The sequence below is a fragment of the Streptomyces sp. NRRL S-337 genome (assembly GCF_000720175.1).
Classification (GTDB): Bacteria; Actinomycetota; Actinomycetes; order Streptomycetales; family Streptomycetaceae; genus Streptomyces; species Streptomyces siderophoricus.
The window spans coordinates 14170-39264 of record NZ_JOIX01000040.1 but is presented as its reverse complement, the minus strand read 5'-3'; the positions used below and the strand labels follow the sequence as shown (position 1 = coordinate 39264).

Annotated in this window: 20 protein-coding genes; 4 read left to right on the top strand and 16 right to left on the bottom strand. The window is 72.9% G+C overall.

The window, feature by feature from the left end:
* Positions 1 to 40: 40 nt before the first annotated feature.
* The 13 genes from IG62_RS0125350 to rsmH all read right to left on the bottom strand — a co-directional run bounded on the left by IG62_RS0125350 (position 41) and on the right by rsmH (position 15988).
* The gene (locus tag IG62_RS0125350; RefSeq protein ID WP_030807678.1) at positions 41 to 775 is read right to left on the bottom strand and encodes a YggS family pyridoxal phosphate-dependent enzyme; all 735 of its coding nucleotides are present in this window, start codon (positions 773 to 775) and stop codon (positions 41 to 43) included.
* Complete coding sequence (gene pgeF, locus IG62_RS0125345) at positions 772 to 1518, bottom strand: peptidoglycan editing factor PgeF (protein ID WP_078872226.1); 747 nt, start codon at positions 1516 to 1518, stop codon at positions 772 to 774. Before pgeF ends, IG62_RS0125350 begins: the two co-directional genes overlap by 4 nt.
* Before the next feature lie 14 nt (positions 1519 to 1532).
* The gene (gene ftsZ, locus IG62_RS0125340; protein ID WP_030807671.1) at positions 1533 to 2789 is read right to left on the bottom strand and encodes a cell division protein FtsZ; all 1257 of its coding nucleotides are present in this window, start codon (positions 2787 to 2789) and stop codon (positions 1533 to 1535) included.
* Between the two features lie 282 nt (positions 2790 to 3071).
* Positions 3072 to 3887: a cell division protein FtsQ/DivIB gene (locus tag IG62_RS0125335; protein ID WP_030807668.1), complete on the bottom strand. Its 816-nt coding sequence runs from the start codon at positions 3885 to 3887 to the stop codon at positions 3072 to 3074.
* Positions 3888 to 3909: 22 nt separating this feature from the next.
* Positions 3910 to 5001 (bottom strand): undecaprenyldiphospho-muramoylpentapeptide beta-N-acetylglucosaminyltransferase, encoded by a 1092-nt coding sequence (gene murG, locus IG62_RS0125330; protein ID WP_030415220.1) that lies wholly within the window; start codon positions 4999 to 5001, stop codon positions 3910 to 3912.
* A 6-nt stretch (positions 5002 to 5007) separates the two neighbouring features.
* Complete coding sequence (gene ftsW / locus IG62_RS0125325; protein WP_420711102.1) at positions 5008 to 6435, bottom strand: putative lipid II flippase FtsW; 1428 nt, start codon at positions 6433 to 6435, stop codon at positions 5008 to 5010.
* A gap of 58 nt (positions 6436 to 6493) precedes the next feature.
* Complete coding sequence (gene murD, locus IG62_RS0125320; protein WP_051798560.1) at positions 6494 to 7915, bottom strand: UDP-N-acetylmuramoyl-L-alanine--D-glutamate ligase; 1422 nt, start codon at positions 7913 to 7915, stop codon at positions 6494 to 6496.
* A gap of 41 nt (positions 7916 to 7956) precedes the next feature.
* Entirely contained in the window at positions 7957 to 9021 is a 1065-nt protein-coding gene (gene mraY, locus IG62_RS0125315; RefSeq protein ID WP_030417128.1) for a phospho-N-acetylmuramoyl-pentapeptide-transferase, read from the bottom strand.
* A gap of 5 nt (positions 9022 to 9026) precedes the next feature.
* Complete coding sequence (locus IG62_RS0125310; RefSeq protein WP_030807659.1) at positions 9027 to 10469, bottom strand: UDP-N-acetylmuramoyl-tripeptide--D-alanyl-D-alanine ligase; 1443 nt, start codon at positions 10467 to 10469, stop codon at positions 9027 to 9029.
* 62 nt (positions 10470 to 10531) lie between these two features.
* A complete protein-coding gene (locus IG62_RS0125305) occupies positions 10532 to 12307 on the bottom strand; it encodes a UDP-N-acetylmuramoyl-L-alanyl-D-glutamate--2,6-diaminopimelate ligase (protein ID WP_030807656.1) in 1776 nt (591 codons plus the stop codon).
* Positions 12308 to 12325: 18 nt separating this feature from the next.
* Positions 12326 to 14329: a peptidoglycan D,D-transpeptidase FtsI family protein gene (locus IG62_RS0125300; protein ID WP_030807653.1), complete on the bottom strand. Its 2004-nt coding sequence runs from the start codon at positions 14327 to 14329 to the stop codon at positions 12326 to 12328.
* Positions 14330 to 14336: 7 nt separating this feature from the next.
* Entirely contained in the window at positions 14337 to 14990 is a 654-nt protein-coding gene (locus IG62_RS0125295) for a septum formation initiator family protein (protein ID WP_030807650.1), read from the bottom strand.
* Complete coding sequence (rsmH, locus tag IG62_RS0125290) at positions 14987 to 15988, bottom strand: 16S rRNA (cytosine(1402)-N(4))-methyltransferase RsmH (protein ID WP_051798551.1); 1002 nt, start codon at positions 15986 to 15988, stop codon at positions 14987 to 14989. The genes IG62_RS0125295 and rsmH overlap by 4 nt, the downstream gene beginning before the upstream one ends.
* Positions 15989 to 16414: 426 nt before the next feature.
* Here rsmH and IG62_RS0125285 point away from each other — a divergent pair, with 426 nt between their 5' ends.
* From IG62_RS0125285 to IG62_RS0125270, 4 genes are all read left to right on the top strand, one after another.
* Positions 16415 to 16975 (top strand): beta-class carbonic anhydrase, encoded by a 561-nt coding sequence (locus tag IG62_RS0125285; protein WP_030807643.1) that lies wholly within the window; start codon positions 16415 to 16417, stop codon positions 16973 to 16975.
* A 242-nt stretch (positions 16976 to 17217) separates the two neighbouring features.
* A complete protein-coding gene (locus IG62_RS0125280; protein WP_030807639.1) occupies positions 17218 to 18237 on the top strand; it encodes an AAA family ATPase in 1020 nt (339 codons plus the stop codon).
* Entirely contained in the window at positions 18237 to 19625 is a 1389-nt protein-coding gene (locus IG62_RS0125275) for a DUF58 domain-containing protein (protein WP_030807636.1), read from the top strand. The genes IG62_RS0125280 and IG62_RS0125275 overlap by 1 nt, the downstream gene beginning before the upstream one ends.
* Positions 19626 to 19707: 82 nt before the next feature.
* Positions 19708 to 22158 (top strand): transglutaminaseTgpA domain-containing protein, encoded by a 2451-nt coding sequence (locus tag IG62_RS0125270; RefSeq protein ID WP_030807634.1) that lies wholly within the window; start codon positions 19708 to 19710, stop codon positions 22156 to 22158.
* 544 nt (positions 22159 to 22702) lie between these two features.
* Here IG62_RS0125270 and IG62_RS0125265 read toward each other — a convergent pair.
* The 3 genes from IG62_RS0125265 to IG62_RS0125255 all read right to left on the bottom strand — a co-directional run bounded on the left by IG62_RS0125265 (position 22703) and on the right by IG62_RS0125255 (position 24859).
* Positions 22703 to 23098 (bottom strand): DUF3040 domain-containing protein, encoded by a 396-nt coding sequence (locus IG62_RS0125265; protein ID WP_030415502.1) that lies wholly within the window; start codon positions 23096 to 23098, stop codon positions 22703 to 22705.
* A gap of 259 nt (positions 23099 to 23357) precedes the next feature.
* Positions 23358 to 24113, bottom strand: coding sequence for a methyltransferase (locus IG62_RS0125260; RefSeq protein WP_030807631.1), 756 nt, complete (start codon positions 24111 to 24113; stop codon positions 23358 to 23360).
* 230 nt (positions 24114 to 24343) lie between these two features.
* Positions 24344 to 24859, bottom strand: a complete 516-nt coding sequence (locus IG62_RS0125255) for an SAV_6107 family HEPN domain-containing protein (protein ID WP_030807628.1) — start codon at positions 24857 to 24859, stop codon at positions 24344 to 24346.
* Positions 24860 to 25095: the final 236 nt, after the last annotated feature.

The window sequence follows — 25095 nt, the reverse complement described above, 5'->3', positions numbered from 1 at the left end:
TGACCATATTTTGTGCTGTGGTCCGACTTGCTTGGCGACGTTACCCGAGCCGTGGTCGGACTCCGAGTACCGCGGTACCGACGCGCACATGTGTCGCTCCGGCCGCCACGGCGTCCTCAAGGTCCGCGCTCATGCCTGCTGACACCATGTTGGCAGCAGGATGGGTGGCGCGCAGGTCGGTTGAGATTTCCATGAGCCGTTCGAACGCGGCCAGTTGGCGGCCGGCATACGGCCCGGCCAGCGGCGCGACCGTCATCACGCCGTCCAGCCGCAGCCCTTCGGCTCCGGCGATCGCCTCCGCCAGCGCCGGGACGCCGTCCGGTGCCACACCGCCCCGGTCACCGGTGCTCCCCCGAGCCGCACCCGACTCGACGTCAAGCGCCACCTGGATCAGGCATCCCAGCTCCCGGCCCGCGCGGACCGCTTCCTTGGAGAGCGCGGTGACCAGTCGCGCCCGGTCGACCGACTGCACAATTCCGGCATAACTCGCCACGGACCGCACCTTGTTGGTCTGCAACTGACCGACGAAGTGCCAAGTAAGCGGCAAATCAGTGCATTCGGCGGCCTTGGGCGCCGCCTCCTGGTCACGATTCTCGGCGACCTGCCGCACCCCCAGTTCCGCCAGCAGCCGGACGTCGCTCGCGGGGTAGGTCTTGGTGACGACGATCAGCGTCACCTCGTCCCGCGGCCGTCCGGCCTTGGCGCAGGCGGCGGAGATACGATCCTCCACCCGCGCCAGGTTGGTCGCCAGTTCCGTTCTACGGTCGTCCGTCACAGCTCGCCGTCCAGCCACACGTAACTCGCGAGCCGCCCGGTCGTGCGGTCGCGCCGATAGGAGAAGTGATCCGCGGATTCCCGCGTGCAGACGTGCGAGATGTGGGCATCGTCACGCACCGGCACGCCCGCCGCGGCGAGTTGGGCACGTACGCCGGCGGTGACGTCCACCGCCGGGGTGCCCCAGCTGGTCGTCGCGTGTGCTTCGGGCACCACCGCCGCGACATCGGACCGCATCCGGTCGGGCACCTCGTAACAGCGTCCGCAGATCGCCGGGCCGGTGTGGGCGAGGATCCGGGCCGGCTCCGCGCCCAGCTCGGCCATCGCCTCGACGACCGCAGGTACGACACCGGCGACCAGACCCGGCCGGCCGGCGTGTGCCGCCCCGGCGACGCCCGCGACCGGGTCGGCGAGGAGTACCGGGGTGCAGTCGGCGGTCAGGACGGCGAGCGCGAGACCCCGGCGGGCCGTCACCACCGCGTCCACGCACGGGACGTCGGCGTCGCGCCAGGGTCCGTCGACCACCGCCACGTCCCGGCCGTGGACCTGGTTCATCCAGACCACCGCGGTCGGGTCGAGACCGAGCGCGCCGGCCGCGCGGGCGCGGTTGGTGCGGACGGCCTGCGGGTCGTCGCCGACCGCGCCCCCCAGGTTGAGCTGCTCATACGGAGCGGCGCTCACCCCGCCCCACCTGTCGGTGAAGGCGAAGTGCGCGCCGCTTTCGTGGTGCTGTTTCCCTATCACTTCGGTGCTTTACGTCACTTCAGGAAGTCGGGAACGTCGAGTTCCTCGGCCGCGCTGTCGGAGTACGACGGACGGGCCGGGGGAACCTGCGGTCCGCTCGACGGGGTGGGTGCCGCCTCGCCCAGCGAGGACGACGGCTCGGCGGCCGATTCACCACGGTCCGCCAAGGACCCGGCGTCCCGTACGGGGACGGAGCCCAGGCCGCCGAACGACGAGGCCGGGGTACGGGGCTCGGGCGGGGCGGCCGGACGGCTGGCGGCCGGGGCCGGCTCCTCGCGCTTCGGGGACGACAGGGTGGACTGCTGGTCACGGCGGGCCGGCGGCTGGCCGCCGTCGAAGCCCGCGGCGATGACGGTGACCCGGACCTCGTCGCCCAGCGCGTCGTCGATGACCGCGCCGAAGATGATGTTGGCCTCCGGGTGGGCGGCCTCGCTGACCAGCTGGGCGGCCTCGTTGATCTCGAAGAGACCGAGGTCGGAGCCGCCGGAGATGGACAGCAGCACGCCGCGGGCGCCGTCGATGGACGCCTCCAGGAGCGGCGAGGAGATCGCCATCTCCGCGGCGGCCACCGCGCGGTCGTCGCCGCGCGCCGAGCCGATGCCCATGAGGGCCGAGCCGGCCTCCGACATCACGGACTTGACGTCGGCGAAGTCGAGGTTGATCAGACCGGGCGTGGTGATCAGGTCGGTGATGCCCTGGACACCCGACAGCAGCACCTGGTCCGCGGACTTGAACGCGTCGAGCACGCTCACCTGGCGGTCCGAGATGGACAGCAGCCGGTCGTTGGGGATCACGATGAGGGTGTCGACCTCTTCGCGCAGCTGGGCGATGCCGTCCTCGGCCTGGTTGGCGCGACGGCGGCCCTCGAAGGTGAACGGCCGGGTGACCACACCGATCGTCAGGGCGCCCAGCGAGCGGGCGATGTTGGCGACGACGGGTGCGCCGCCGGTGCCGGTGCCGCCGCCCTCGCCCGCGGTCACGAAGACCATGTCGGCCCCCTTGAGGACCTCCTCGATCTCCTCGCGGTGGTCCTCGGCCGCCTTGCGCCCCACGTCCGGGTTGGCGCCGGCGCCGAGGCCGCGGGTCATTTCGCGGCCGACGTCGAGCTTGACGTCGGCGTCGCTCATCAGCAGCGCCTGCGCATCGGTATTGATCGCGATGAACTCGACGCCCTTGAGCCCGACCTCGATCATCCGGTTGATGGCGTTCACGCCACCGCCGCCGATGCCGACGACCTTGATGACTGCGAGGTAGTTCTGCGGTGCTGCCACGTCGAAGGCCTCTCGCCTCGAGTTACGTGTCGTCGCCGCACTTGCCTGTGGACGCCGACTGATGCCGATGGGACGGTCCGTATCGCCGACCCGAACCCTAACGTTGAAGTTTAGGGTTACCTGTGCCTGTGTTCCTTGGTTCCATAGTCCCTTTGGAACGAGACACTAAGTCGACAAGGCGCGCCCGTTCAACGAACACGCCGAACCTCCCGTTTTTCTTTTCACCCTATGTGATCACCCATAGTCGTAGCCATCCAGGGTGCTGGCCTGCGACTTGGTACGTCAACTCCCGGACACCGCAGGGGCGCTGGGGACCGAGACGTCGAAGTGCCGGGCGGTACCGGCCGCTTTCAGCAGCGCGACCAGCACCTTCGCCTTTTCGGCGCCCTGTTCGCGGCTACCCCAGGCGACCGTGCGCCCGCCGGCCAGTTCGACGCTGATGGCGTCATATGACCGTACTCGGACCTTGCGTACGTCTTTGCGTACGACTGGGGGCAGATCCTGAACGACCTCGACCGCGGCGCGCCGCAACCGGTCGGGACCGAACCGGCGCAGACTCGGGGAGTCGGAAACGGACATTTCCAGAAGGGGAACGCCCTTGGGGGCGGCGCTGACGGTGGCGAACCGGACGCCCTCGGCGTCCACTTCGGCAAACTTTCCGCCCGTTTGCATCAGCAGTTCCGGGGTTCTTTCCGTCACTTCGAGACTGATGGTGTGCGGCCAGGACCGTTCCACGTCAACGCTCTTGATGCGTGGCAGCCGGGCCCGCAACCGGCGTTCGAGGGCGTCGGTGTCCACCGAGATCAGCGGGGAGTTCACCGGGGCGTGCGCCGCCGCGACGACCTCACGCGGGGTCAGGACGTCGGTCCCGGTGGCCCGGACGCGCTCCAACCGCAGCCAGTCGGAGGCGTAGAGCGCCCAGACGCCGAACGCGCCGAGCAGCACCGCGAGGACCAGGATGATGATCAGACCGCGGCGGCCCGGCGCGCGACGGGGCAGGCGCACCCAGCGGAGTCTTCGCCCGCGCACCTCCGCGGAGGAGGGCGGGCCGGACGGTGACTTCTTCTCGCCGCGCCGGGCGGTCGTCGGTCCGGCCACGCTCCCTGCCTTCTCTCGTGCGCTACTTGCGGTGCTGCTCGATCGCCTCGTACACCATGCCGACCAGCAGCTCGTCGGCGTCCCGGCGGCCGAACTCGGAGGCCGCGCGGGACATCTCGTACAGCCGGTGCGGATCGGCCAGGACCGGGAGCACATTGCCCTGCACCCAGTCCGGGGTCAGCTGGGCGTCGTCGACCAGCAGGCCCCCGCCGGCGTTGACCAGCGGCTGGGCGTTCAGCCGCTGCTCGCCGTTGCCGATGGGCAGCGGGACGAACGCGGCCGGCAGCCCGACGGCGGACAACTCGGCGACGGTCATCGCGCCCGCACGGCAGAGCATCATGTCCGCCGCGGCGTACGCGAGATCCATCCGGTCCACGTACGGTACCGGGACATAGGGCGGCATCCCGGGCATGTTGTCCACATGCGGCAATTCGTTCTTCGGGCCGACCGCGTGGAGCACCTGGATGCCGGCGCGCTGGAGGGCCGGCACTGCGGCCTGGATGACCTCGTTCAGCCGGCGGGCACCCTGGGAGCCACCGGACACCAGCAGGGTCGGCAGGTTGGGGTCGAGGCCGAAGGCGGCCCGCGCCTCGGGGCGGACCGCGGCCCGGTCGAGGGTGGCGATGGTGCGGCGCAGCGGGATGCCGACGTAGCGGGCGCCGCGCAGCTTGCTGTCGGGGGTGCTGACGGCGACGAATTTCGCGTACCGCGAACCGATCTTGTTGGCCAGGCCGGGGCGGGCGTTGGCCTCGTGGACGATGATCGGCACCCCGAGGCGCTTGGCGGCCAGATAGCCGGGCAGCGCCACGTAGCCACCGAAGCCGACCACGCAGTCCGCCTTGGTGCGCTCCAGGATCTGCTCGGCGGCCTTGATCGTGCCGCGCAGCCGCCCGGGGACGGTGATCAGTTCGGGGGTGGGCTTGCGCGGCAGCGGTACGGCCGGGATGAGGCCCAGCTCATAGCCGCGCTCCGGGACGAGCCGGGTCTCCAGCCCCTTCTCCGTACCGAGTGCCGTGATCCCCACGGTGGGGTCCTGCCTCCGCAGTGCGTCCGCGAGGGCGAGCGCGGGCTCGATGTGGCCGGCGGTCCCCCCACCGGCGAGTACGACATGCACCGAAATTCACCGCTCTCCGGACGGCCGCTTCTTGACGCGCCGTCTCATCGTCTTCCATCTCACCCCAGCCGGTTTCCTGCCGAAAACCGGCTTCCGCGTAGCCAGCGCGGCCAGCGCCGCCCGGGCGGCGGGCTCGTCACGCGCGAAGGCGATCAGCAGCCCGACGGCGAACATCGTCGGCAGCAGGGCGGAGCCTCCGTAGGAGAACAGCGGGAGCGGGACACCGGCGATCGGCAGCAGGCCGAGCACCGCACCGATGTTGACCACGGCCTGGGCCGTGATCCAGGTGGTCACACCTCCCGCGGCGTACCGTACGAAGGGGTCCTCCGTGCGTCCGGCCACGCGGATACCCGCATAGCCTAGAGCCGCGAAGAGGGCGAGGACCGACAGCGTCCCCGCCAGACCCAGTTCCTCCCCGGTGATGGCGAAGATGAAGTCGGTGTGCGGTTCAGGGAGTTCGCCCCATTTTTCCATACTTGCACCGAGGCCGGAACCGAAGAATCCGCCGGAGGCCAGGGCGTAGATCCCGTGCACGGCCTGCCAGCACTGGTCACCGGGGCCCGGATCGGTCGCCCCGATGCAGGCGAGCCGGGACATCCGGTTGGCGCTGGTCTTGATCAAGAGCGCGCCGATCACCGTCGCGGTGCCCAGCACCCCGACGAACAGCCGGGTCGGCGCACCTGCCAGCCACAGCAGCCCGAACAGGATCGCCGTGAGAATGATCGCGGTGCCCATGTCGCCGCCGAGCATGATCAGACCGAGCAGCAGGAACGCCACCGGGATCAGCGGCACCAGCAGGTGCTTCCACTGCACCAGCAGCTTCTTGTCGTGCTTGCGGGCCAGCAGGTCGGCGCCCCATAGAACCAGCGCGAGTTTGGCGAACTCGCTCGGTTGCATCTGGAAAGGACCGCCGAGGTTGATCCAGTTCTGGTTGCCGTTGACCGCGACCCCTATGCCCGGAATCTGCACCAGGCACATCAGGAAGACCGAGCCCGCGAGCAGCGGATAGGCCAGCGTACGGTGCAGCCGGACCGGCATCCGGGTCGCGATCAGCAGCAGCACGCCACCGAGCACGGCCGCGAGCAGCTGTTTGCGAAAGAAATACGACGGGGCGAGGCCGGACTGCAGCGCCTTGATCTGGGACGCCGAGTAGACCATCACCAGGCCCAGGACGGTGATCAGCAGACTGCCGCCGAGGATCAGGTAGTACGCGGTCAGCGGACGGTCCCAGGCGCGCTTCAGCCGGTCCAGCAGCCGCTGCGGACCGCCGGCCGACGGACGGCCGCCGCCGCGCGCCGGACGCGCCGTCGCGGGCCGGCGGGACGGGCGCGCGGGGCCGGACACGCGCCCGCCGGCTCGCGCGGCGGATCCCGCGCGCGGTCTCGCGGACGATCCTCCGCCCGCTCTGCCTGCGTCCGCCGATCGGGCCGTCATCCTCGTCCCCTCCAAGTGCGCTCGCCGCCGGCTGCCGGCGGCCACGGGGAGAAACGGTCTACTGGTCCTTCGCGGTCAGCTCGCGGACCGCATCGGCGAAGGCGTCGCCCCGCTTGTTGTAATTGACGAACATGTCCATCGAGGCACAGGCCGGAGCCAGCAGGACGGTGTCGCCGGGCTCGGCCAGACGGGTCGCTTCCCGGACGGCCTCGGGCATCGCCCCAGTGTCGGTCCGGTCGAGGTCGACGACCGGGACCTCGGGGGCGTGTCGCGCCAGGGCTTCGCGAATCAGCGCCCGATCGGCACCGATCAGCACCACGCCGCGCAACCGGGCCGCCGCCGTCTTCACCAGCTCGTCGAAGGTTGCGCCCTTGGCGAGCCCGCCGGCGATCCACACGATGTGCTCGTACGCCGCCAGCGACGCCTCGGCGGCGTGCGTGTTGGTGGCCTTGGAGTCGTCGATGTAGCGGACGCCGTCGATCTCCGCGATGTGCTGGATGCGGTGGGCCTCCGGGTGGAAGGCGCGCAGGCCGTCGCGCACCGCGGCCGGGGCGACGCCGTAGGCCCGGGCCAGCGCGGCGGCGGCGAGGGCGTTGGCGACGTTGTGCGGGGCGGCGGGGCCTGCGCCGGGTGCGATGTCGGAGACCTCGGCGAGCTCCTGGGCCTGCTTCTGGCGGTTCTCGACGAAGGCGCGGTCGACCAGGATGCCGTCGACGACGCCGAGTTCGGAGGGGCCGGGGGTGCCGAGGGTGAAGCCGATGGCGCGGCAGCCCTCCTCGACGTCGGCCTCGCGCACCAGGTCCTCGGTCGCCTTGTCGGCCACGTTGTAGACGCAGGCGACGCGGTTGCCCTCGTAGATCCGGCCCTTGTCGGCGGCGTAGGCCGCCATGGAGCCGTGCCAGTCGAGGTGGTCGGGGGCGAGGTTGAGGACCGCGGCGGAGTGCGCGCGCAGCGACGGTGCCCAGTGCAGCTGGTAGCTGGAGAGCTCGACGGCGAGCACGTCGTAGGGGCGGGCGCCGTCCTTGCCCTGGTTCAGCACGACGTCGACGATCGGGGTGCCGATGTTGCCGACGGCCATGGTGTGCAGGCCCTCGGCCTCCAGGATGGCGGCGAGCATCCGGACGGTGGTGGTCTTGCCGTTGGTGCCGGTGACCGCGAGCCAGTCGGCCGCGTCCGGTCCGCGCAGCCGCCAGGCGATCTCCACGTCGCCGACGACGTCCACACCGGCCGCCGCGGCCGCCGCGAACAGCGGGCTGTCGGGCTTCCAGCCGGGCGAGGTGACGACCAGGTCGGTGCCCTCGGGCAGGGTCTCGCCGTCGCCGAGGCGGACCGCGATCCCGGCCGCCTCCAGTTCGCGCGCGGACTCCTGCTGCTTCTCGCCCGCGCCGCCGTCCACGACCGTGACGCGGGCGCCGAGGCCGGCCAGGGCGCGGGCGGCACTGATGCCGCTCACGCCGAGGCCGGCGACGGTGATGTTCATGCCGGCGAACCCCTCGGGGATCCGGTCCGGGTCGTGCGTGGTCACTTCGCTGCCTGCCAGCCGCCGTAGAAGATGCCGAGTCCCACGATGACGCACATGCCCTGGATGATCCAGAACCTGACCACCACAAGGACTTCGGACCACCCCTTGAGTTCGAAGTGGTGCTGTAGTGGCGCCATCCGGAAGACCCGCTTGCCGGTCATCTTGAAGGAGCCGACCTGGATGACCACGGACATGGTGATCAGGACGAAGAGGCCGCCGAGGAGGGCGAGCAGCAGCTCCGTGCGGGAGCAGATGGCCAGACCGGCGAGCGCGCCGCCCAGGGCCAGCGAGCCGGTGTCGCCCATGAAGATCTTCGCGGGCGAGGTGTTCCACCACAGGAAGCCGAAGCAGGCGCCCATCAGGGCGGAGGCCACGACCGCCAGGTCGAGTGGGTCGCGGACCTCGTAACAGCCCGGTCCCGCGGTGATCTGGTTGGCGCAGGACTCCTGGTGCTGCCAGATGCCGATGAAGGTGTACGCGCCGAAGACCATCACCGAGGCGCCGGTGGCCAGGCCGTCGAGGCCGTCGGTGAGGTTCACGCCGTTGGACATCGCCAGGATCATGAACAGCGCCCAGATGACGAAGAGCACCGGGCCGATCTGCCAGCCGAAGTCCTGGGTGAAGGACAGCCGGTCCGAGGCCGGGGTCTGTCCACGCAGGTCCGCGAACTGCAGCGAGAGCACGGCGAAGGCGATGCCGACGATGAGCTGGCCGGCCATCTTCGCCTTGGCCCGCAGGCCCAGCGAGCGCTGCTTGACGATCTTGATGTAGTCGTCGAGGAAGCCGACCAGGCCCATCCCCGCGAAGAGGAAGAGCACCAGCACGCCCGAGAACGTCGGGTCGCTGGAGGTGATCACCTTCGTGACGACGTAGGCGATGATCGTCGCCAGGATGAAGGAGATGCCGCCCATGGTGGGCGTCCCCTTCTTGCTGCCGTGGGTGCGCGGGCCGTCATCGCGGATGAACTGCCCGTACCCCTTCTTGGCCAGCAGTTTGATCAGCAGCGGGGTGCCGATCAGGGTCAGGAAGAGCCCGATCATTCCGGAGAAGAGGATCTGCTTCATCGAGTTCATCGGGTCGCGGCTCCACCCTCGGCGCCCGAAAGCCCTGCGTCATCCAGCAGTGCTGCGGCCACCCGCTCCAACCCCACCGACCTGGACGCCTTCACCAGCACGACGTCTCCCGGCCGCAGCTCGCTGCGCAACAGGTCGACCGCCGCCCGCGCGTCGGACACGTGCACCGACTCCTCACCCCACGAACCCTCGTTCTTGGCGCCCATGTCGAGCCAGGCCGCTTCCCTGCCGCCGACCGCCACGAGCTTGCTGACGTTGAGCCGGACGACCAGCCGCCCGACCGCGTCGTGTTCGGCGAGTGACTCCTCGCCGAGCTCGGCCATCTCACCGAGCACCGCCCACGTACGAGCACCCTTCGCCTTGGCGGCGGCGCCCATCGCGACCAGCGCACGCAGCGCCGCTCGCATGGACTCGGGGTTCGCGTTGTAGGCGTCGTTGACGACCGTCACGCCGTCCGCGCGCTCGGTGACCTCCATGCGCCAGCGGGAGAGCGTGCCGGCTTCGGAGAGCGCGGTGGCGATCTCGTCTACGGGCATGCCCAACTCATGGGCGACGGCGGCCGCGGCGAGCGCGTTCGACACGTGGTGCTCACCGTACAGCCGCATGGTCACATCGCTGCACCCGGAGGGTGTGTGAAGCGTGAAGGCGGGCTGTCCGAGCTCCGTGAGCCGGACATTCTCGGCGCGTACGGCGGCGTCCTCGGCCTCGCCGAACAGCACCGTGCGGGCCTTGGTGCGAGCCGCCATGGCGCGGACGTAGGGGTCGTCGGCGTTCAGCACCGCGATCCCGCCGTCCTCGGCGGCCGGCAGCGCCTCGACGAGTTCGCCCTTCGCCTCCGCGATCTGCGCACGGCCGCCGAACTCGCCGATGTGCGCGGAGCCGACGTTGAGCACCACGCCGATCCGGGGCGGGGTCAGCGCGGCGAGGTAGCGGATGTGGCCGACGCCGCGGGCGCCCATCTCCAGCACGAGGTGACGGGTCGTCGCATCGGCGCGCAGCGCGGTCAGCGGCAGCCCGATCTCGTTGTTGAGGTTGCCCTCGGGCCAGACGGTCGGGCCGTGCCGCTGCAGCAGCTGGGCGATCAGGTCCTTGGTGCTGGTCTTGCCGGCCGAGCCGGTCAGGCCCACGACGGTGGTGCCCAGCCGCTCGACGACGGCGCGGGCGAGTGCGCCGAGCGCGGCGGTGACGTCGTGCACGACGATCGCCGGGACGCCGAGCGGGCGGGCGGCCAGTACGGCCACCGCGCCGGCCTCGACGGCGCCGCGGGCGAAGTCATGGCCGTCGACGCGTTCCCCGGCGAAGGCCACGAACAGGCCGCCGGGGCGGACCGCCCGGGAGTCGGCAACGACCGGTCCGGTGACCTGACGGTCGGCGTCCGGTATGTCGTACTGCTGCCCGCCGACGATGCTCGCGATCTCTGCGAGGGACAGGGAGATCACAGGTCACCCCCGGCGAACGGCGGTCGGTGACGGCGAATCGGTTGTGCGCGCATGGCGGAGTGTCATCCCTGGTGTTTCGGGTGCGGTGACGTCAAGGAAGCCTCGATGGCCTCGCGCAGCACCTGACGGTCGTCGAAGGGGCGTACCACTCCGGCGATGTCCTGGCCCTGCTCATGGCCCTTGCCCGCGACGATCACGGTGTCGCCGGGCTCGGCGCGGGCGACGGCGGCGGCGATGGCGGCGGCCCGCTCTTCTTCCACCAGCACCGTGCCGCGTTCGTGGATCGGCACCTCCGCGGCGCCCGCCAGCATGGTGGCGAGGATCGCGAGCGGGTCCTCGCCGCGCGGGTTGTCGGAGGTCAGGATGGCCGTGTCGGCGAGGCGGGCGACCGCGGCGCCCATGGGGGCGCGCTTGTGCGGGTCGCGGTCGCCGCCGCAGCCGAGGACGGCGTGCAGCTTGCCGTCGGTGACCTTGCGCAGCGCGCGCAGGACCGACTCGACGGCGTCGGTCTTGTGGGCGTAGTCGACCACCGCCAGGTACGGCTGGCCGGCGTCGACGCGCTCCAGGCGGCCGGGGACGCCGGGCACCGCGGCGACGCCGTCGGCCGCGGTCTGCGGGTCGATGCCGGCGACGACCAGCGCGGTGATCGCGGCGAGCGCGTTGGCCACGTTGAACGGGCCGGCGATCGGGGAGGCGGCGCGCAGCGTCTGCCCGTCGGGGCCGTGCACGGTGAAGGTGGAGCCGAGCGCGCCGACCTCGACGTCGGAGGCGCGCCAGTCGGCGTCCGGGTGGCCCTCGGCGGAGAAGGTGGTGACCGGGACCTCGGATTCGCCCTCGGCCAGCCGCCGGCCGTACTCGTCGTCGAGGTTGACCACGCCGGCCCGGCTGCGGGCCTTGGTGAACAGCTGGGCCTTGGCCTGGAAGTAGTCCTCCATCCCGGAGTGGAACTCCATGTGCTCCGGGCTGAGGTTGTTGAAGATCGCGACGTCGAAGACGCAGCCGTCGACCCGGCCGAGGACCAGGGCGTGGCTGGAGACCTCCATGGCGAGGGCGCGGACGCCGCGCTCGCGCATCACGGCGAACAGCGCCTGCAGGTCGGTGGCCTCCGGGGTGGTGCGCTCGGACTTGATCCGCTCGTCGCCGATCCGGGTCTCCACGGTGCCGATCAGACCGGTCAGCCCGCCGTCGGGGCGCTTGGCCGCGGCGGCGCGCAGTCCGCCCTCGATGAGGTACGCGGTGGTGGTCTTGCCGGAGGTGCCGGTGATGCCGATCTGGAGCAGGTCCTCGCCCGGCGCGCCGTAGATGGAGACGGCCAGGGCGCCCATCCGTCCGCGCGGGTTGTCGACGACGAGGACCGGCAGGCCGGTCGCGGCCGCGCGGTCGGCACCGGACGGGTCGGTCAGGATCGCCGCGGCGCCGAGGTCGGCGGCCTGGGCGACGAAGTCGGCACCGTGCAGCCGGGCGCCGGGCAGCGCGGCGTAGACGTCGCCGGGACGGACCGCCCGGGAGTCGTGCGTGATGCCGGTGACGTAAACGGGCTGCGCGGCGTCAGCCGCTCCGGTGGAGCCGGTGCCTGCACCGGGATACTCGGGTGCAAGCGCCGGGGTTCCCAGCTGCTCGGCGAGGTCCGCCAGGGGGGTGGGGCGGACGTGGTCAGGGCGCGGCGCTCCCGGGTACGTACCGGGGCCACCCTTCTGAGCGTGCGGGGCGTTCGGGGACTGATCAGCTTGTGACACGGCGGTGAGCGTACCGGGCCGATCGGGCCCGGGGCGAAGTGAGGGCCGTGTGGGGGCGCGGTCGGCGGGCTCGGGGAGGCCGTCGGGGGTGATGGTCGTCACGGCGGGATTGCCTCGATTTCATTGGCCTGGCCTGAAGGTGACCGGCAGGCGCGGGGGCTCGGCGCCGGTCGGCGGTACCTGGAGGGTCTTCAGCGCGAAGGCCATGACCTGCTGGTAGATCGGGCCGCAGACCTGGCCGCCGAAGTAGCTGCCCTTGGTCGGGTTCTGCACGGCGCAATAGACCGTGATGCGCGGTTTGTCCGCGGGGGCGAACCCGGCGAAGGACGCGGTGTAGCCGTGGTAGCGGCCGGTTTTGGGGTCCACCCGGTTGGAGGTGCCGGTCTTGCCGCCGACCCGGTAGCCGTCGATCTTCGCCTTCGCGCCGGTGCCCTCCTCGTCGTCGACCACCGACTCCAGCATGGTGGCGAGGGTGCGGGCCGTCTTCTGGCTGACCACGCGGGTCTTCGCGGGCTTGGGCGCCGGGACGAAGCGGCCGTCGGGCCCGGTGCTGCCGCGGACGAGGGTGGGGGCGATCCGCTCGCCGCCGTTGGCGATGGTGGAGTAGACCGAGGCGGCCTGTACGGCGTTGAGGGACAGCCCCTGGCCGAAGGGGATCGTGTACTGCTGTGAGGTGTTCCATGCCTGCGGCTTGGCCAGGATGCCGTCGGTCTCGCCCGGGAAGTCCAGCCCGGTCGGCCGGCCGATGCCGAATTTGCGCAGGTAGGAGTAGAGGACCCGGTTGGCCTCGGGCTGGGTCCGGCCGAGCTGGCCGGCCGCGAGGATGGTGCCGATGTTGCTGGACTTGGCGAGCACGCCGTTGAGCGTGAGGTGCCAGGTCTCGTGGTCGACGTCGTCGGCGAAGAGCCGGTCGCCGCGGTGCAGCCGGTTGGGGACGGTGACCCGGGTCGACGGGGTGGCGACCCCCTCCTCCAGTACGGCGGCCATCGACATCAGCTTGCTGGTGGAGCCCGGTTCGAACGCGTCGGACAGCGCGGCGTTGCCGAGCGCCTCCGGCTCCGCCTTGGTGATGTCGTTGGGATCGAAGGCGGGAGCGTTGGCCAGTGCCAGGATCTCGCCGGTGCGGGTGTCCTGGACGACGACGTAGCCGCGGTCGGCCCCGGACTTCGCCACCTGTTTGGTGATGGCCTGCTGGGCCGCCCACTGGATGTCGCGGTCGAGGGTGAGCTCCATGTCGGCGCCGGGGACGGCGGGGTGCTCCTGGGTGGCGGCGGTGGGCACCCTGCGGCCGCCGGACTGGGCGTAGACGAGCTTGCCGTCCTTGCCGGCGAGCTGTGTCTCGAGCCGGGCCTCCAGGCCGCCGCCGCCCTTGCCGACGCTGTTGACGAAGCCCAGGACGCCGGAGGCGAGGTCCTTGTTGGGGTAGACGCGCCTGCTGTGTTTGTCGGCGAAGATCCCGACCAGGACGTCGGGGCGGGGCGCGCTCTTGGGGGCGGCGGCCGCCCGGGCGTCGAGGGTCTTGCGGAGGTCCTTGATCCGCTTCCACACCTGGGGGGTCTGCTGCCGGGCGAGCAGCACGTAGCGGGAGCCGGGCCGGTCGAGCTTCTCGGTGAGCGCGGCCTTGTCGAGGTGCAGGATCGGCGCGAGCAACGCGGCGGCCTGCTGCGGGGCGTCGCGGATCTTGGTCTTGGCGGGCGCCAGCAGGCTGGGGTCGGCGGTGATGTCGTACGCGTCCACGGAGGTGGCCAGCGCCACGCCGTTGCGGTCGGTGAGGTCGCCGCGCTCGGCGGCCAGCTTGACCGGGACGTAGCGGTTCTCGTTGGCCCGGGCGGCGAACGCCCCGGCGTCGACGGCCTGCACCTGGAAGAGCCGTACGACGAAGACCAGCATGATCAGCGTGAGCCCGAGGGAGACCAGGCGGAGCCGGGGGCGCGGGCTGCCGAGGCGGAGCGCCTGAGGGCCGGAGCCGAGCCGGGCCGGGGCGGGGCGGCGGGCGGCCGGGCGGGGCGCGCCGGGCCGCGGCGCGGGGCGCCGGGCGGCGGGCGGGCGGCCGGTGCGGTCCTGGGGCTGACCGCCGCGCCGGGCGGGGCGCGGAACCCGGCGGGGGTCCCTGGGCTCGGTCATACCGCGGTCACCTGCCGGGGGTCGTCGGGGCGGGGGCGGGCCCGGAGCCGGAGGGGCGGGCGGCGGCCCGGGCGGGGACGCGCGCGGGGGCGGGGGCCGGGGACGCAGCGGGAGCCGGGGTGCTCTGCGGGCCGAGCGTCCCGGAGCCGGCCGGGACCGGCGGCTCGACGGACGGCGCGACGACCGGTGCGGTCGCGGGGACGCGCGGGGCGGCCGGCCCGCGCGCGGTGGTGCCCAGGAGGGCGGACGCGGACGGCTCGGCCGAGGTGCTCAGCGGCGCGCCGTCGGCACCGGCCACACCTGGCTTGCCGCGGACCGTGCCGTCCGGGAGCAGGAACGCCGGAGCGCCGCCGGGCACCATCCCGAGCTGCCGGGCGCGCCGCTCCAGGGCGCCCGGTGCGGAGTAGCCGTCCACCTCCTGCTGCAGCGCCTGCTGCTCGTCGGTCAGCTCGTCGGTCTTCTTCTCCAGCCGGCTCAGCTCGAACGACCCTTGGTTGAGCGCGGAGTTGAGCAGCAGCAGGGTGATCAGCCCGGAGCCGAGGAGGACCACGATGAGGAGGACGAACGGGGTGCGCGCCGCGGTGCCGGGGGCGGCCGGGGCGGCCGGGAACAGCGCGGAGAGCCGTTTCTGCGCGCCGCGCGGCCGCCCCTGGCTTCTCACGGGGTGCCCACCGGGTGGTGGGTGTTCCTGCCGTTCCTGCCGTCCCCGACGTTCTCGCGGATGCGCTCCGCGCCGCGCAGCCGGGCGGGGGCGGCCCGGCGGTTCTCCGCGATCTCCTCCTCCGTGGGGAGTTCGGCGCCGCGGGTGAGCAGCTTCAGCCGGGGCTGGTACTGCTCCGGCACGACCGGCAGGCCGGGCGGTGCGGTGCTGGTGGCGCCGGCCGCGAAGACCTGCTTGACCAGCCGGTCCTCCAGGGAGTGGTACGAGAGCACGGCGATCCGGCCGCCGACCGCGAGCGCGTCCACGGCGGCCGGGACGGCCCGCTCCACGCAGGCGAGTTCGCCGTTGACCTCGATGCGCAGGGCCTGGAAGGTGCGCTTGGCGGGGTTGCCGCCGGTGCGCTTGGCGGCCTGCGGGAGCGCGTCCCGGATCAGCTCGACCAGCCGCGCGCTGTTCGTGAAGGGTTCCTTGGCGCGCTCGCGGACGATGGCCGAGACGATGCGCTTGGCCTGCTTCTCCTCGCCGTAGGTGCGCAGGATCCGCACCAGCTCCCCGGGCGGGTAGGTGTTGAGGACCTCCGCCGCGCTGATGCCGGTGGTCTGGTCCATGCGCATGTCCAGCGGGGCGTCCTGGGCGTACGCGAAGCCGCGGTCGGCCTCGTCGAGCTGCATGGAGGAGACGCCGAGGTCGAAGAGCACGCCCTGGACCCGGGGGACGCCGAGCCGGGCGAGCACCTCGGGGAGCTCGTCGTAGACGGCGTGCACCAGGGTGGCGCGGTCGCCGTAGGGGGCGAGACGTTCACCGGCGAGCTTCAGGGCGGCCGGGTCGCGGTCGAGGGCGATCAGCCGGACCGCCGGGAAGGCCGTGAGCAGCGCCTCGCTGTGCCCTCCGAGGCCGAGGGTGCAGTCGACGACGACCGCGCCGGGCTCGGCGAGCGCAGGGGCGAGCATGTCCAGACACCGCTGGAGCATGACGGGTACGTGGCGGGTATTACTCATGCGCCTTCCGATGGGGTGGGCGGCAGGTGGGTCCCCGGCCGCTGGCTGGGGGATGCCGCACGTACCGCTTGGTCCCCGCCCGCTCTGAAGGGGAAGTGGCCCTCCGGCGACGGGGAAGTGACGTCGGAAGTCCATGGGAGCGGGAGGAGGCCGAGCCGTACGTACGATGCGCGCACGCGAGGAATTCGGTATCCAAGGAGAGCGTCACGCCTCCCACTTCGCGCCACTTTAGTCCACCGGCTGCCCCGGTCAATCAACTGGTTCCGCGCGTCCCGCGACGGGTTCGCCGGGGCCGTCCCGGCGGGCTTTTCACCCGTGTGGCGGCTGCCCGGTCGGAGCTGTGGATTACCTCACAAGGGGTGACGTTGCCCCCTATGCCCGGCCTCCCACGGCGCCGGAACGCCCAGTGACTATTACGGTGAATGCATGCCCATACCTGCATCGCAGCCGTCGTCCCCGTCCCTCGACAGTGCGGCCGTGCGCTCCGGCGGCACGGTCACCGACCGTCTGGTCGAGGCCAACCAGCGCTATGCCGCCGACTTCACCGATCCCGGCATGGACGCCCGGCCCGTCCTCAAGGTCGCCGTCGTGGCCTGTATGGACGCCCGTATCGACCTGCACGCCGCGCTCGGCCTGGAGCTCGGCGACTGCCACACCATCCGCAATGCCGGTGGTGTGGTCACCGACGACATCATCCGCTCCCTGACCATCAGCCAGCGGGCGCTCGGCACCCGCTCCGTCGTCCTCATCCACCACACCGGGTGCGGACTGCTCAATCTGACCGAGGACTTCCGCCACGAGCTCGCGGCCGAGGTCGGCCAGCGCCCGACCTGGGCGGTCGAGGCGTTCAAGGACCTCGACGAGGACGTCCGGCAGTCCATGCAGCGGGTGCGCACCTCGCCCTTCCTGCTGCACACCGACGACGTGCGCGGCTTCGTCTTCGACGTCACGACGGGTCTGCTGCGGGAGATCGACCCCCAGGACTGACCGTCCGGAGTGCGGGCCGGCCCGGTTTTCCGGGCCGGCCCGCGCCGGAATCGCCGGGTTCGCCCGGAACGCCGGGGCACGAGGTGGTGAGTTATCCACAGGTCATGACGCCGGAGCGCGCGGGCGGCAAGAATGCGTAGGTGACGTCGTGCCGGCGGTGGCCGGCCCGGCGCGCATTTTCGGGGTGGGCCGGTTCCGCACAAGGGGGTGTCGGCCCGTGGCACAGGGCCGAGGAGGGCCGAGTGACGACGTATGACGAACGAGCGAGCCTCACCGATCTGACCACCACCGCGGAGCGGGTTCACCGGTCGGTGGAAGGCGTGATCGAGGGCAAGCCGGAGGTCGTACGGCTCGCGCTGACGGTGCTCCTGGCCGAGGGCCATCTGCTCATCGAGGACGTGCCCGGCGTAGGCAAGACCATGCTGGCCAAGGCGCTCGCCCGCTCCATCGACTGCTCGGTGCGGCGCATCCAGTTCACGCCCGATCTGCTGCCCTCCGACATCACCGGCGTCAGCATCTTCGACCAGCAGCAGCGCGACTTCGAGTTCAAGCCCGGCGCGATCTTCTCCCAGATCGTCATCGGCGACGAGATCAACCGCGCCTCCCCCAAGACCCAGTCCGCGCTCCTGGAGTCCATGGAGGAGCGCCAGGTCACGATGGACGGGCAGACCTACGAACTCCCCAGCCCGTTCATGGTCGTCGCCACCCAGAACCCAGTCGAGATGGAGGGCACCTACCCGCTGCCCGAGGCCCAGCGCGACCGGTTCATGGCGCGGGTGTCGATCGGCTACCCCAGCCCGGCCGCCGAGCTGCAGATGCTGGACGTGCACGGCGGCGCCTCCCCGCTCGACGACCTCCAGCCGGTGGCGCACGCCCACGAGATCCTCAAGCTGATCGACGCGGTCCGCGACGTCCACGTCGCCGAGGCCGTCCGGAGGTACGCCGTCGACCTGGTGTCCGCCACCCGCCACCACCCCGAGCTGCGGCTCGGTGCCTCACCGCGGGCGACGCTGCACCTGGTGCGCGCCGCCAAGGCCACCGCGGCCCTCGCGGGGCGGGAGTACGCCCTGCCGGACGACGTCCAGTCGCTGGCGGTCGCGGTGCTGGCGCACCGTCTGCTGCCCACCGCCCAGGCGCAGTTGAGCCGCAGATCGGCCGAGCAGATCGTGGTGGAGATCCTCCAGCGCGTCCCGGTTCCCGAGCCGTCCGCGCAGCCGTGGCGGACGCACGGCCGGCAGCCGCCCGGGGTCCGGGGGTTGTGATGAGCGGAGGGGGGAGCGAGGGGACGCCGGAGCCGGGTGGGCTGCGGGCGGCGCTCGGGGGGATGACGACGCGGGGGCGGTCGTTCCTGGCCGCCGGGGTGGCCGCCGCGGTGTGCTCGTATCTGCTCGGGCAGCCGGACCTGCTGCGGGTCGGGCTGCTCCTCACCGCACTGCCGCTGGTGTGCGTCCTGGTCCTGCACCGCACCCGCTACCGCGTCGCGGGCAGCCGCGCCCTCTCGCCCGCCCGGGTGCCGGCCGGCACCGAGTCCCGGGTCCGGCTGCTGATGGAGAACGTCTCCCGGCTGCCGACCGGCGTGCTGATGCTGCAGGACCGGGTGCCGTACGTCCTCGGGCCGCGGCCGCGCTTCGTCCTGGACCGGGTGGAGGCCGGCGGCCGCCGGGAGGTCACCTACCGGGTCCGCTCGGACCTGCGCGGCCGCTATCCGCTCGGGCCGCTGCAGCTGCGGCTGTCCGACCCGTTCGGGATGTGCGAGCTGACCCGCTCCTTCCAGACCTTCGACACGCTGATGGTGGTGCCCCGGGTCGAGCCGCTGCCGGCCGTCCGGCTGGCCGGCGAGACCGCGGGGTACGGCGAGGGCCGGCACCGCTCGCCGGCCCTGGCCGGCGAGGACGACGTCATCCCGCGCGGCTACCGCCACGGCGACGACCTGCGGCGGATCCACTGGCGGTCCACCGCGCGCCACGGCGAGCTGATGGTCCGCAGGGAGGAGCAGCCGCAGAAGGCGCGCTGCACGGTCCTGCTGGACACCCGCGACCTCGCCCACCCCGGAGGCGGACCGGACTCGGCCTTCGAATGGGCGGTGTCGGCCGCCGCCTCGACGGCGGTGCATCTGCTGGAGCGCGGTTTCGCGGTCCGGTTGCTGACCGACACCGGCAGCTCGGTCCCGTGCCCGGACGGCGCCGGTGGTTTCCCGGGGAGCGCCGGCTCCGCCGACACCGCCGGCCTCATGCTGGACACCCTCGCCGTGGTCGAGCACTCCGAGGAGGAGGGGCTGTCGGCGGCGTACGAGGTGCTGCGCGGCGGCAGCGAGGGGCTGTTGATCGCCTTCCTCGGCGACCTGGACACCGAACAGGCGGCGATCGCCGGGCAGATGCGCCGGCGCTGCGGGACGGCGATCGCGTTCGTCCTGGACGGCGACGCCTGGAGCCGGGGGCCCGGCGGCATCCGGTTCGCCACCGGCCAGGTGCCGCTCGCCGAACGGCTGCGGCTGCTGCGGCGGGCGGGCTGGACGGCGCTGCCGGTGACGCCGGGGGACGCGCTCGCCGATCTGTGGCGGGCCGCCGCCGACCAGGCCGGGACGGTGCCGGACCGCCTGGAGCCGGGGCCGGACGACGCCGCGGAGACGGTGACGGGGGGACGGCCATGAACGGGAGCGTGCGGCCGGTGCGGAAGCACCACGTCTACGGGGATGCGTACGGGGACGGCTTCGCGCGAGGGGAGGCGGACCGATGAGCGGCCGGGCACGACTCGCGCTGTGTGCCGCGGTGGCCACCCTCTGTGCCGCCTGCGCACTGCTGCCGCTGGTGGATCCGATCAGCTGGATCCTCCAGGCAACGATCCTGCTGGCGATCATGACCGGAGTGGGCGCGCTGGCCCGCCGGGTCCCGCTCGCCGGCCCGCTGACGATCGCCGCCCAGCTGCTGATCATGGTCCTGCTGCTGACCGTGCTCTTCGTGCCGGCCGACGCCGTGCTCGGCCTGCTGCCGGGCCCGGACGCGGCCGCTGCCTTCGGCCGGCTGCTGCGGAGCGGCGTCCAGGACGTCGGCCGGTACGCCATCCCCGCCCCGGTCACCCCCGGCATCCGGCTGCTGCTGGTCGCCGGGGTGCTGCTGATCGGCCTGATCGTGGACGCCCTGGCGGTGACGTACCGCAGTGCCGCGCCCGCGGGCCTGCCGCTGCTCGCCCTCTACTCGGTCGCGGCGGGGCTGGCCCAGGGCGGTGCGGGCTGGCTGTGGTTCCTGATCGCGGCGGCGGGCTATCTGTTGCTCCTGCTGGCCGAGGGCCGCGACCGGCTCTCCCAGTGGGGCCGGGTCTTCGGCGCCGCGGACCCGGGCCGGCCGGGCGGCGGGCCGGGTTCCGCGGCGTACGGACCGGCCACCGCGCCGGTCCGTACGGGCCGGCGGATCGGTGCCCTGGTCCTCGGCATCGCCCTCGTGGTGCCCGCCGCGCTGCCCTCCCTCGGCGACGGACTGCTCGGCCCCACCGGCGGCGGTCCGGGCCGCGGCGGCGGGGGCGGCACGATCTCCGCGGTCAACCCTCTGGTGTCGCTGCAGGACAGCCTCAACCAGCCCGAGGACCGCGAGGTCCTCAACTACCGCACCACCGCCGCCGATACCCGCGATCTGTATCTGCGGATCGTCGCCCTCGACCAGTTCGACGGCACGACCTGGAAGCCGTCCGAGCGCACGGTCACGGACGTGCCTGAGCGGCTGCCGGAGCCGCCCGGCCTCAGTTCCGCGGTCGGCCGCGAGCGGATCAACACCTCCATCTCGACCGCCGGGTGGTACGCGCAGAACTGGCTGCCGCTCCCCTATCCCGCGTCCCGGGTGGACATTTCCGGCCGCTGGCGCTTCGAGCCGCAGGGCCGCACGCTGGTCGGCGACCGCGGCCAGAACACCCGCGATCTGCAGTACCAGGTCGAGAGCCTCCAGGTGCGGCCCACCTCCCGGCAACTGGCCGCCGCCCCGGCACCACCCGGCGAGCTGCTGCGCGAATACACCAAGGTGCCCGCCTCGCTCCCCCCGGTCGTCCGGTCCACCGCCCGCCGGATCACCCGGGGCGCCTCGACCGCCTACGCCAAGGCCGTCAAGCTCCAGGACTGGTTCGCGCTCGACGGCGGCTTCACGTACAACACCGAGGTGCGGGCCGGCAGCGGCGCCGAGGCGATAGCCCGGTTCCTGCGGCAGAAGGAGGGCTTCTGCGTCCACTTCTCGTTCTCGATGGCGGCGATGGCCCGCACGCTGGGCATCCCGGCCCGGGTCGCGGTCGGCTTCACCCCGGGGACGAAGCAGCCCGACGGCACGACCTCGGTCAGCCTCAAGGACGCGCACGCCTGGCCCGAGCTGTACTTCCAGGGCATCGGCTGGACCCGTTTCGAGCCCACACCGAGCCGCGGCAGCATCCCGGACTACGCCTATCCCGACACCTCGGGCAGCACCGAGCCGGGCCGCCCGGACCCCGCGCCGGCCCGGCCCGCACCGCCCACGCAGGGCCCCTCGGCGACGCCCTCGTGCGGCCCGGGTGAGCATCCGGCCGGCAGCGGAGCGGCCTGTCCGACGGTGCCCGCGCAGTCCGGCGCCCGCCCGTCGGACGGTGGCCCGTCCCCCTGGGCGGTGGCCGCTCTCGGGCCGGCCGCGCTGCTCGTCCTGCTGCTGCCCCTGGTCCCGCTGCTGTGGCGGCTGCGGCTGCGCTCCCGACGACTGGCGCCCGGCGGCCCGGGCGGGGGCCGCGCGACGGACGCCGGCGGGGCGGCGGCCGCGCTGGCGGCCTGGCAGGAGTTGCTGGACACCGCCTGGGACTTCGGGATCGTCCCGGACGAGTCGCTGACCCCGCGCAGGGCGGCCGCCCGGATCATTCGCGTCGGGGAACTGCAACCGGAGCCCGCCGCCGCTGCCCGCCGGGTCGCGGAGGCGGTCGAGCAGATCCTCTACGCCCCGCGCCCCCGGCCGGTGACCGGACTGGCCGGCGACGTCCAGCAGGTGCTGGCCGGATTGCGGGCCGGTGCGCCCCGTGCCCTGCGGCTGCGGGCACTGTTCGCCCCACGCTCGGCCGCCCGCCTCCGCCGGGCCGTCGCGGCCCGCTGGGCATCCCTGCGCCTCCGCTGCCGTACGAGCCGCCCGTCGACCGCACTACGACGAGCCACGTCCGCGCTCCGGCGGGGGCGGCGGCAGCGGGCGTAGGGGGCAGGGGCGGCGCCCGGCCACAGAGGGCGTCCGGGGCGTGGCGCGGGGCCAGGGCGAGGCGCGCGTCCGTCGGACGGGCCCAGGGCGTCGTGCAGCGGTCCGCGACGTCCAGCAGGGCCAAGGGCCGGGGACAGCCGGTGGGGCCAGAGTGCTCGCCAGGGCCAGGGACTCGGCAGGGCCAGGGACTCGGCAGGGCCAGGGACTCGGCAGGGCCGCGACGGTCGGCGGGGGCCCGACGCCGGGGAGAACGCGACGCCCGGTCAGGCCGCGACGGTCGGCGGGGCCGGTAGGGGGCCAGCGGGGCCGGTACGGCCATGCCACCCGGCGCGGCCGTACCCAGCTGGCCCGGCGCGGCCATACCGCCTGCTGGCACGGCACAGCGCGGCAGCAAAACCTGCCGGCGGCACACCATATCGGCGGCAGCAAAACCTGCCGGCGAGAGCAGAACGTGCTGTGGCCGCCCGAAGGGATCGGGCGGCCACAGCACGGAAGACCGGTGACGCGGCGACGGCGCGTCAGGAGGAGGACGTTCGGAGCGGGGTCAGTGGCCCTGCTGCTCGTCGCGGCGGCGCTGCCAGCGGTCCTCGATGCGGTTCATCATCGAGCGCCGCGGCCGGGCCTGACGCCGCGCCGGGCCCTCGGCTCCGGCGCGCTGTTCACCGGGCTTGGGCGCCTTGCGCCACCCGGTGACCGCCAACACGGCACAACCGAGCATCACGAGGAATCCGACCACGCTGATCCAGATCTGCTGCGCGACCATGCCGGCCATGAGCAGGGCGATACCCACCAGGAAGCCCGCGACCGCTTGGTAGACCCGTCGCCGGGTGTACGTACGCAGCCCGCTTCCCTCAAGCGCTGTCGCGAACTTGGGATCTTCGGCGTACAGCGCTCGCTCCATTTGCTCGAGCATGCGCTGCTCGTGCTCCGAGAGCGGCACGGAGTCCTCCTACTCGTCGGTCGCGGGGGGCGACCGGGGTGCGACCCTTTCAGGATAGGCAGGGAATCGCCCCCGTGAAACCCGCCCCTCGACGCCAGTTCACTGTCCGGGCCGCCGTGGCGACCGGGGGTGATGCTGCGTGCATTCCCCACCCGCCTGTCCGTCATGCCGGAACGTCGTACACCGATCATACGGGGCCAAGGGGCTGATCGGGTGGCCTGTGGCCGACCGCACGCAGCCGGCCGGGCCCGCTCCCCGGTCAGTCGCGCTCGGCGAGGACGTGCAGCTGGGTCGCGACGGCGTGGAAGGCGGGCTGCTCGGCGGCGGCCGCCTCCAGCTTCAGCAGGGCGTCCATGGCGCCCGGCTCGGTGTCGACGAGTACGCCCGGAACCAGGTCGGCGAAGACCCGGACACCGTGCACCGCACCGACCTGCAGGCCGGTGGCGGCGACCAGGCCGGTGAGCTGTTCGGCGGTGAACCGGCGGGGCACCGGGTCGCCCTCGCCCCAGCGGCCGGCCGGGTCGGTGAGGGCCTGGTGGGCCTCGGTGAAGTGGCCGGCCAGGGCGCGGGCGAGCACGGCACCGCCGAGGCCGGCCGCGAGCAGGCTGAGGGTGCCGGCCGGGCGCAGCGCGTCGACGGCGTTGCGGATGCCCTCGGCCGGGTCGTCGACGTACTCCAGCACGCCGTGGCAGAGCACGGTGTCGTAGCCACCGCGCTCGACCACGTCGAACAGGCCGTGGGCGTCGCCCTGGACGGCCCGGATCCGGTCGGCGACGCCGGCCTCCGCGGCCCGGCGCTCCAGGGCGAAGAGGGCGTTGGGGCTGGGGTCGACGACCGTGACGTGGTGACCGAGGCGGGCGACCGGCACGGCGAAGTTGCCGGTGCCGCCGCCGGTGTCGAGAACGTCCAGGGCGTCGCGCCCGGCCGCCTTGACCCGGCGCTCCAGGGCGTCCTTCAGGACGTCCCAGACCACGGCGGTACGAAGGGATGCGCGCGGGCGCAGCGGGTCAGACACGGCGGGTGGCTCCTCGGCGGGGGCATGAACATCCAGTCGTCCACCACCCTATTCCGTCCCGCGCCGTCCGCCGTCCACGGAGCCCCGCGGAGTGGGTGAGGGCCTGCTCAGCCCGCCCCGCCGGGCCTCGCGGCCCGTCCGTGACGCTCCCCCGCCCAGCCCCGGGGCCCGCCGCCGGCGGCCCGCTCGCTCCGCCGGTGACGCCCCGCGCTTCCCTTACGGCGGCCCGCTCACCCCGCCCGCTGGGGCGGCAGCGGTGGCTGGAGGAGCAGCATCCGTTCGACCAGGCGCAGGAACATGGCGACGTCCCGCAGGAGGTCGTCGGCGTCCCGGCTGCTGGCCGCGCCGGCTATCCCGGCCTCGGCCCGGGCCCGGCGGGCGGCGCCGGAGGCGAACAGGGCGCTCCACTCGGTGAGTTCGGGCGCGACCTCGGGGAGGAGGTCCCAGGCGCTGCGGATGCTTTCCCGGCGGCCGCGGCGCGGAGCGGTGCCCGGCCTGCGGCGTAGGGTGGGCTCCGGACGGGCGCGCACGGCGAGGACGGCGGCTGCGGTGCGCAGCGCGGCCAGATGGGCGGTGGCGAACCGCTCGTTGGGGGCGTTCAGGGTCCGCGCTTCTTCGAGACCCTGCTGGGCCTGGGCGAGCAGGGCCAGGGCGGCGGGTGGTGCGGCCGCCCGGCGCAGGACGGGGTGGACATCGCTCGGGGGACCGTACGCAGCGGAACTGGCCCCGGTGGGACGAGCTGCCATGACGAACCTCCTGTCGTCACATGCCGGTTCGGGGCCGAACGCTGATTCGGCCCGTCTGACCCCATCGTGCGGCACACCACTGACAATCGGCCCTGACCTGCACTTCCCCGGCCGGACGGCGAATTTCGCGTGGAGCGGGGCAAGCGCGGACGATTCCCGGCCCGAACCGGTCCACCGGACCCCCTTGCGGAACGCGGGGTGGGATGCTGCATACTTTTTGCACTGACCAGTCAGTG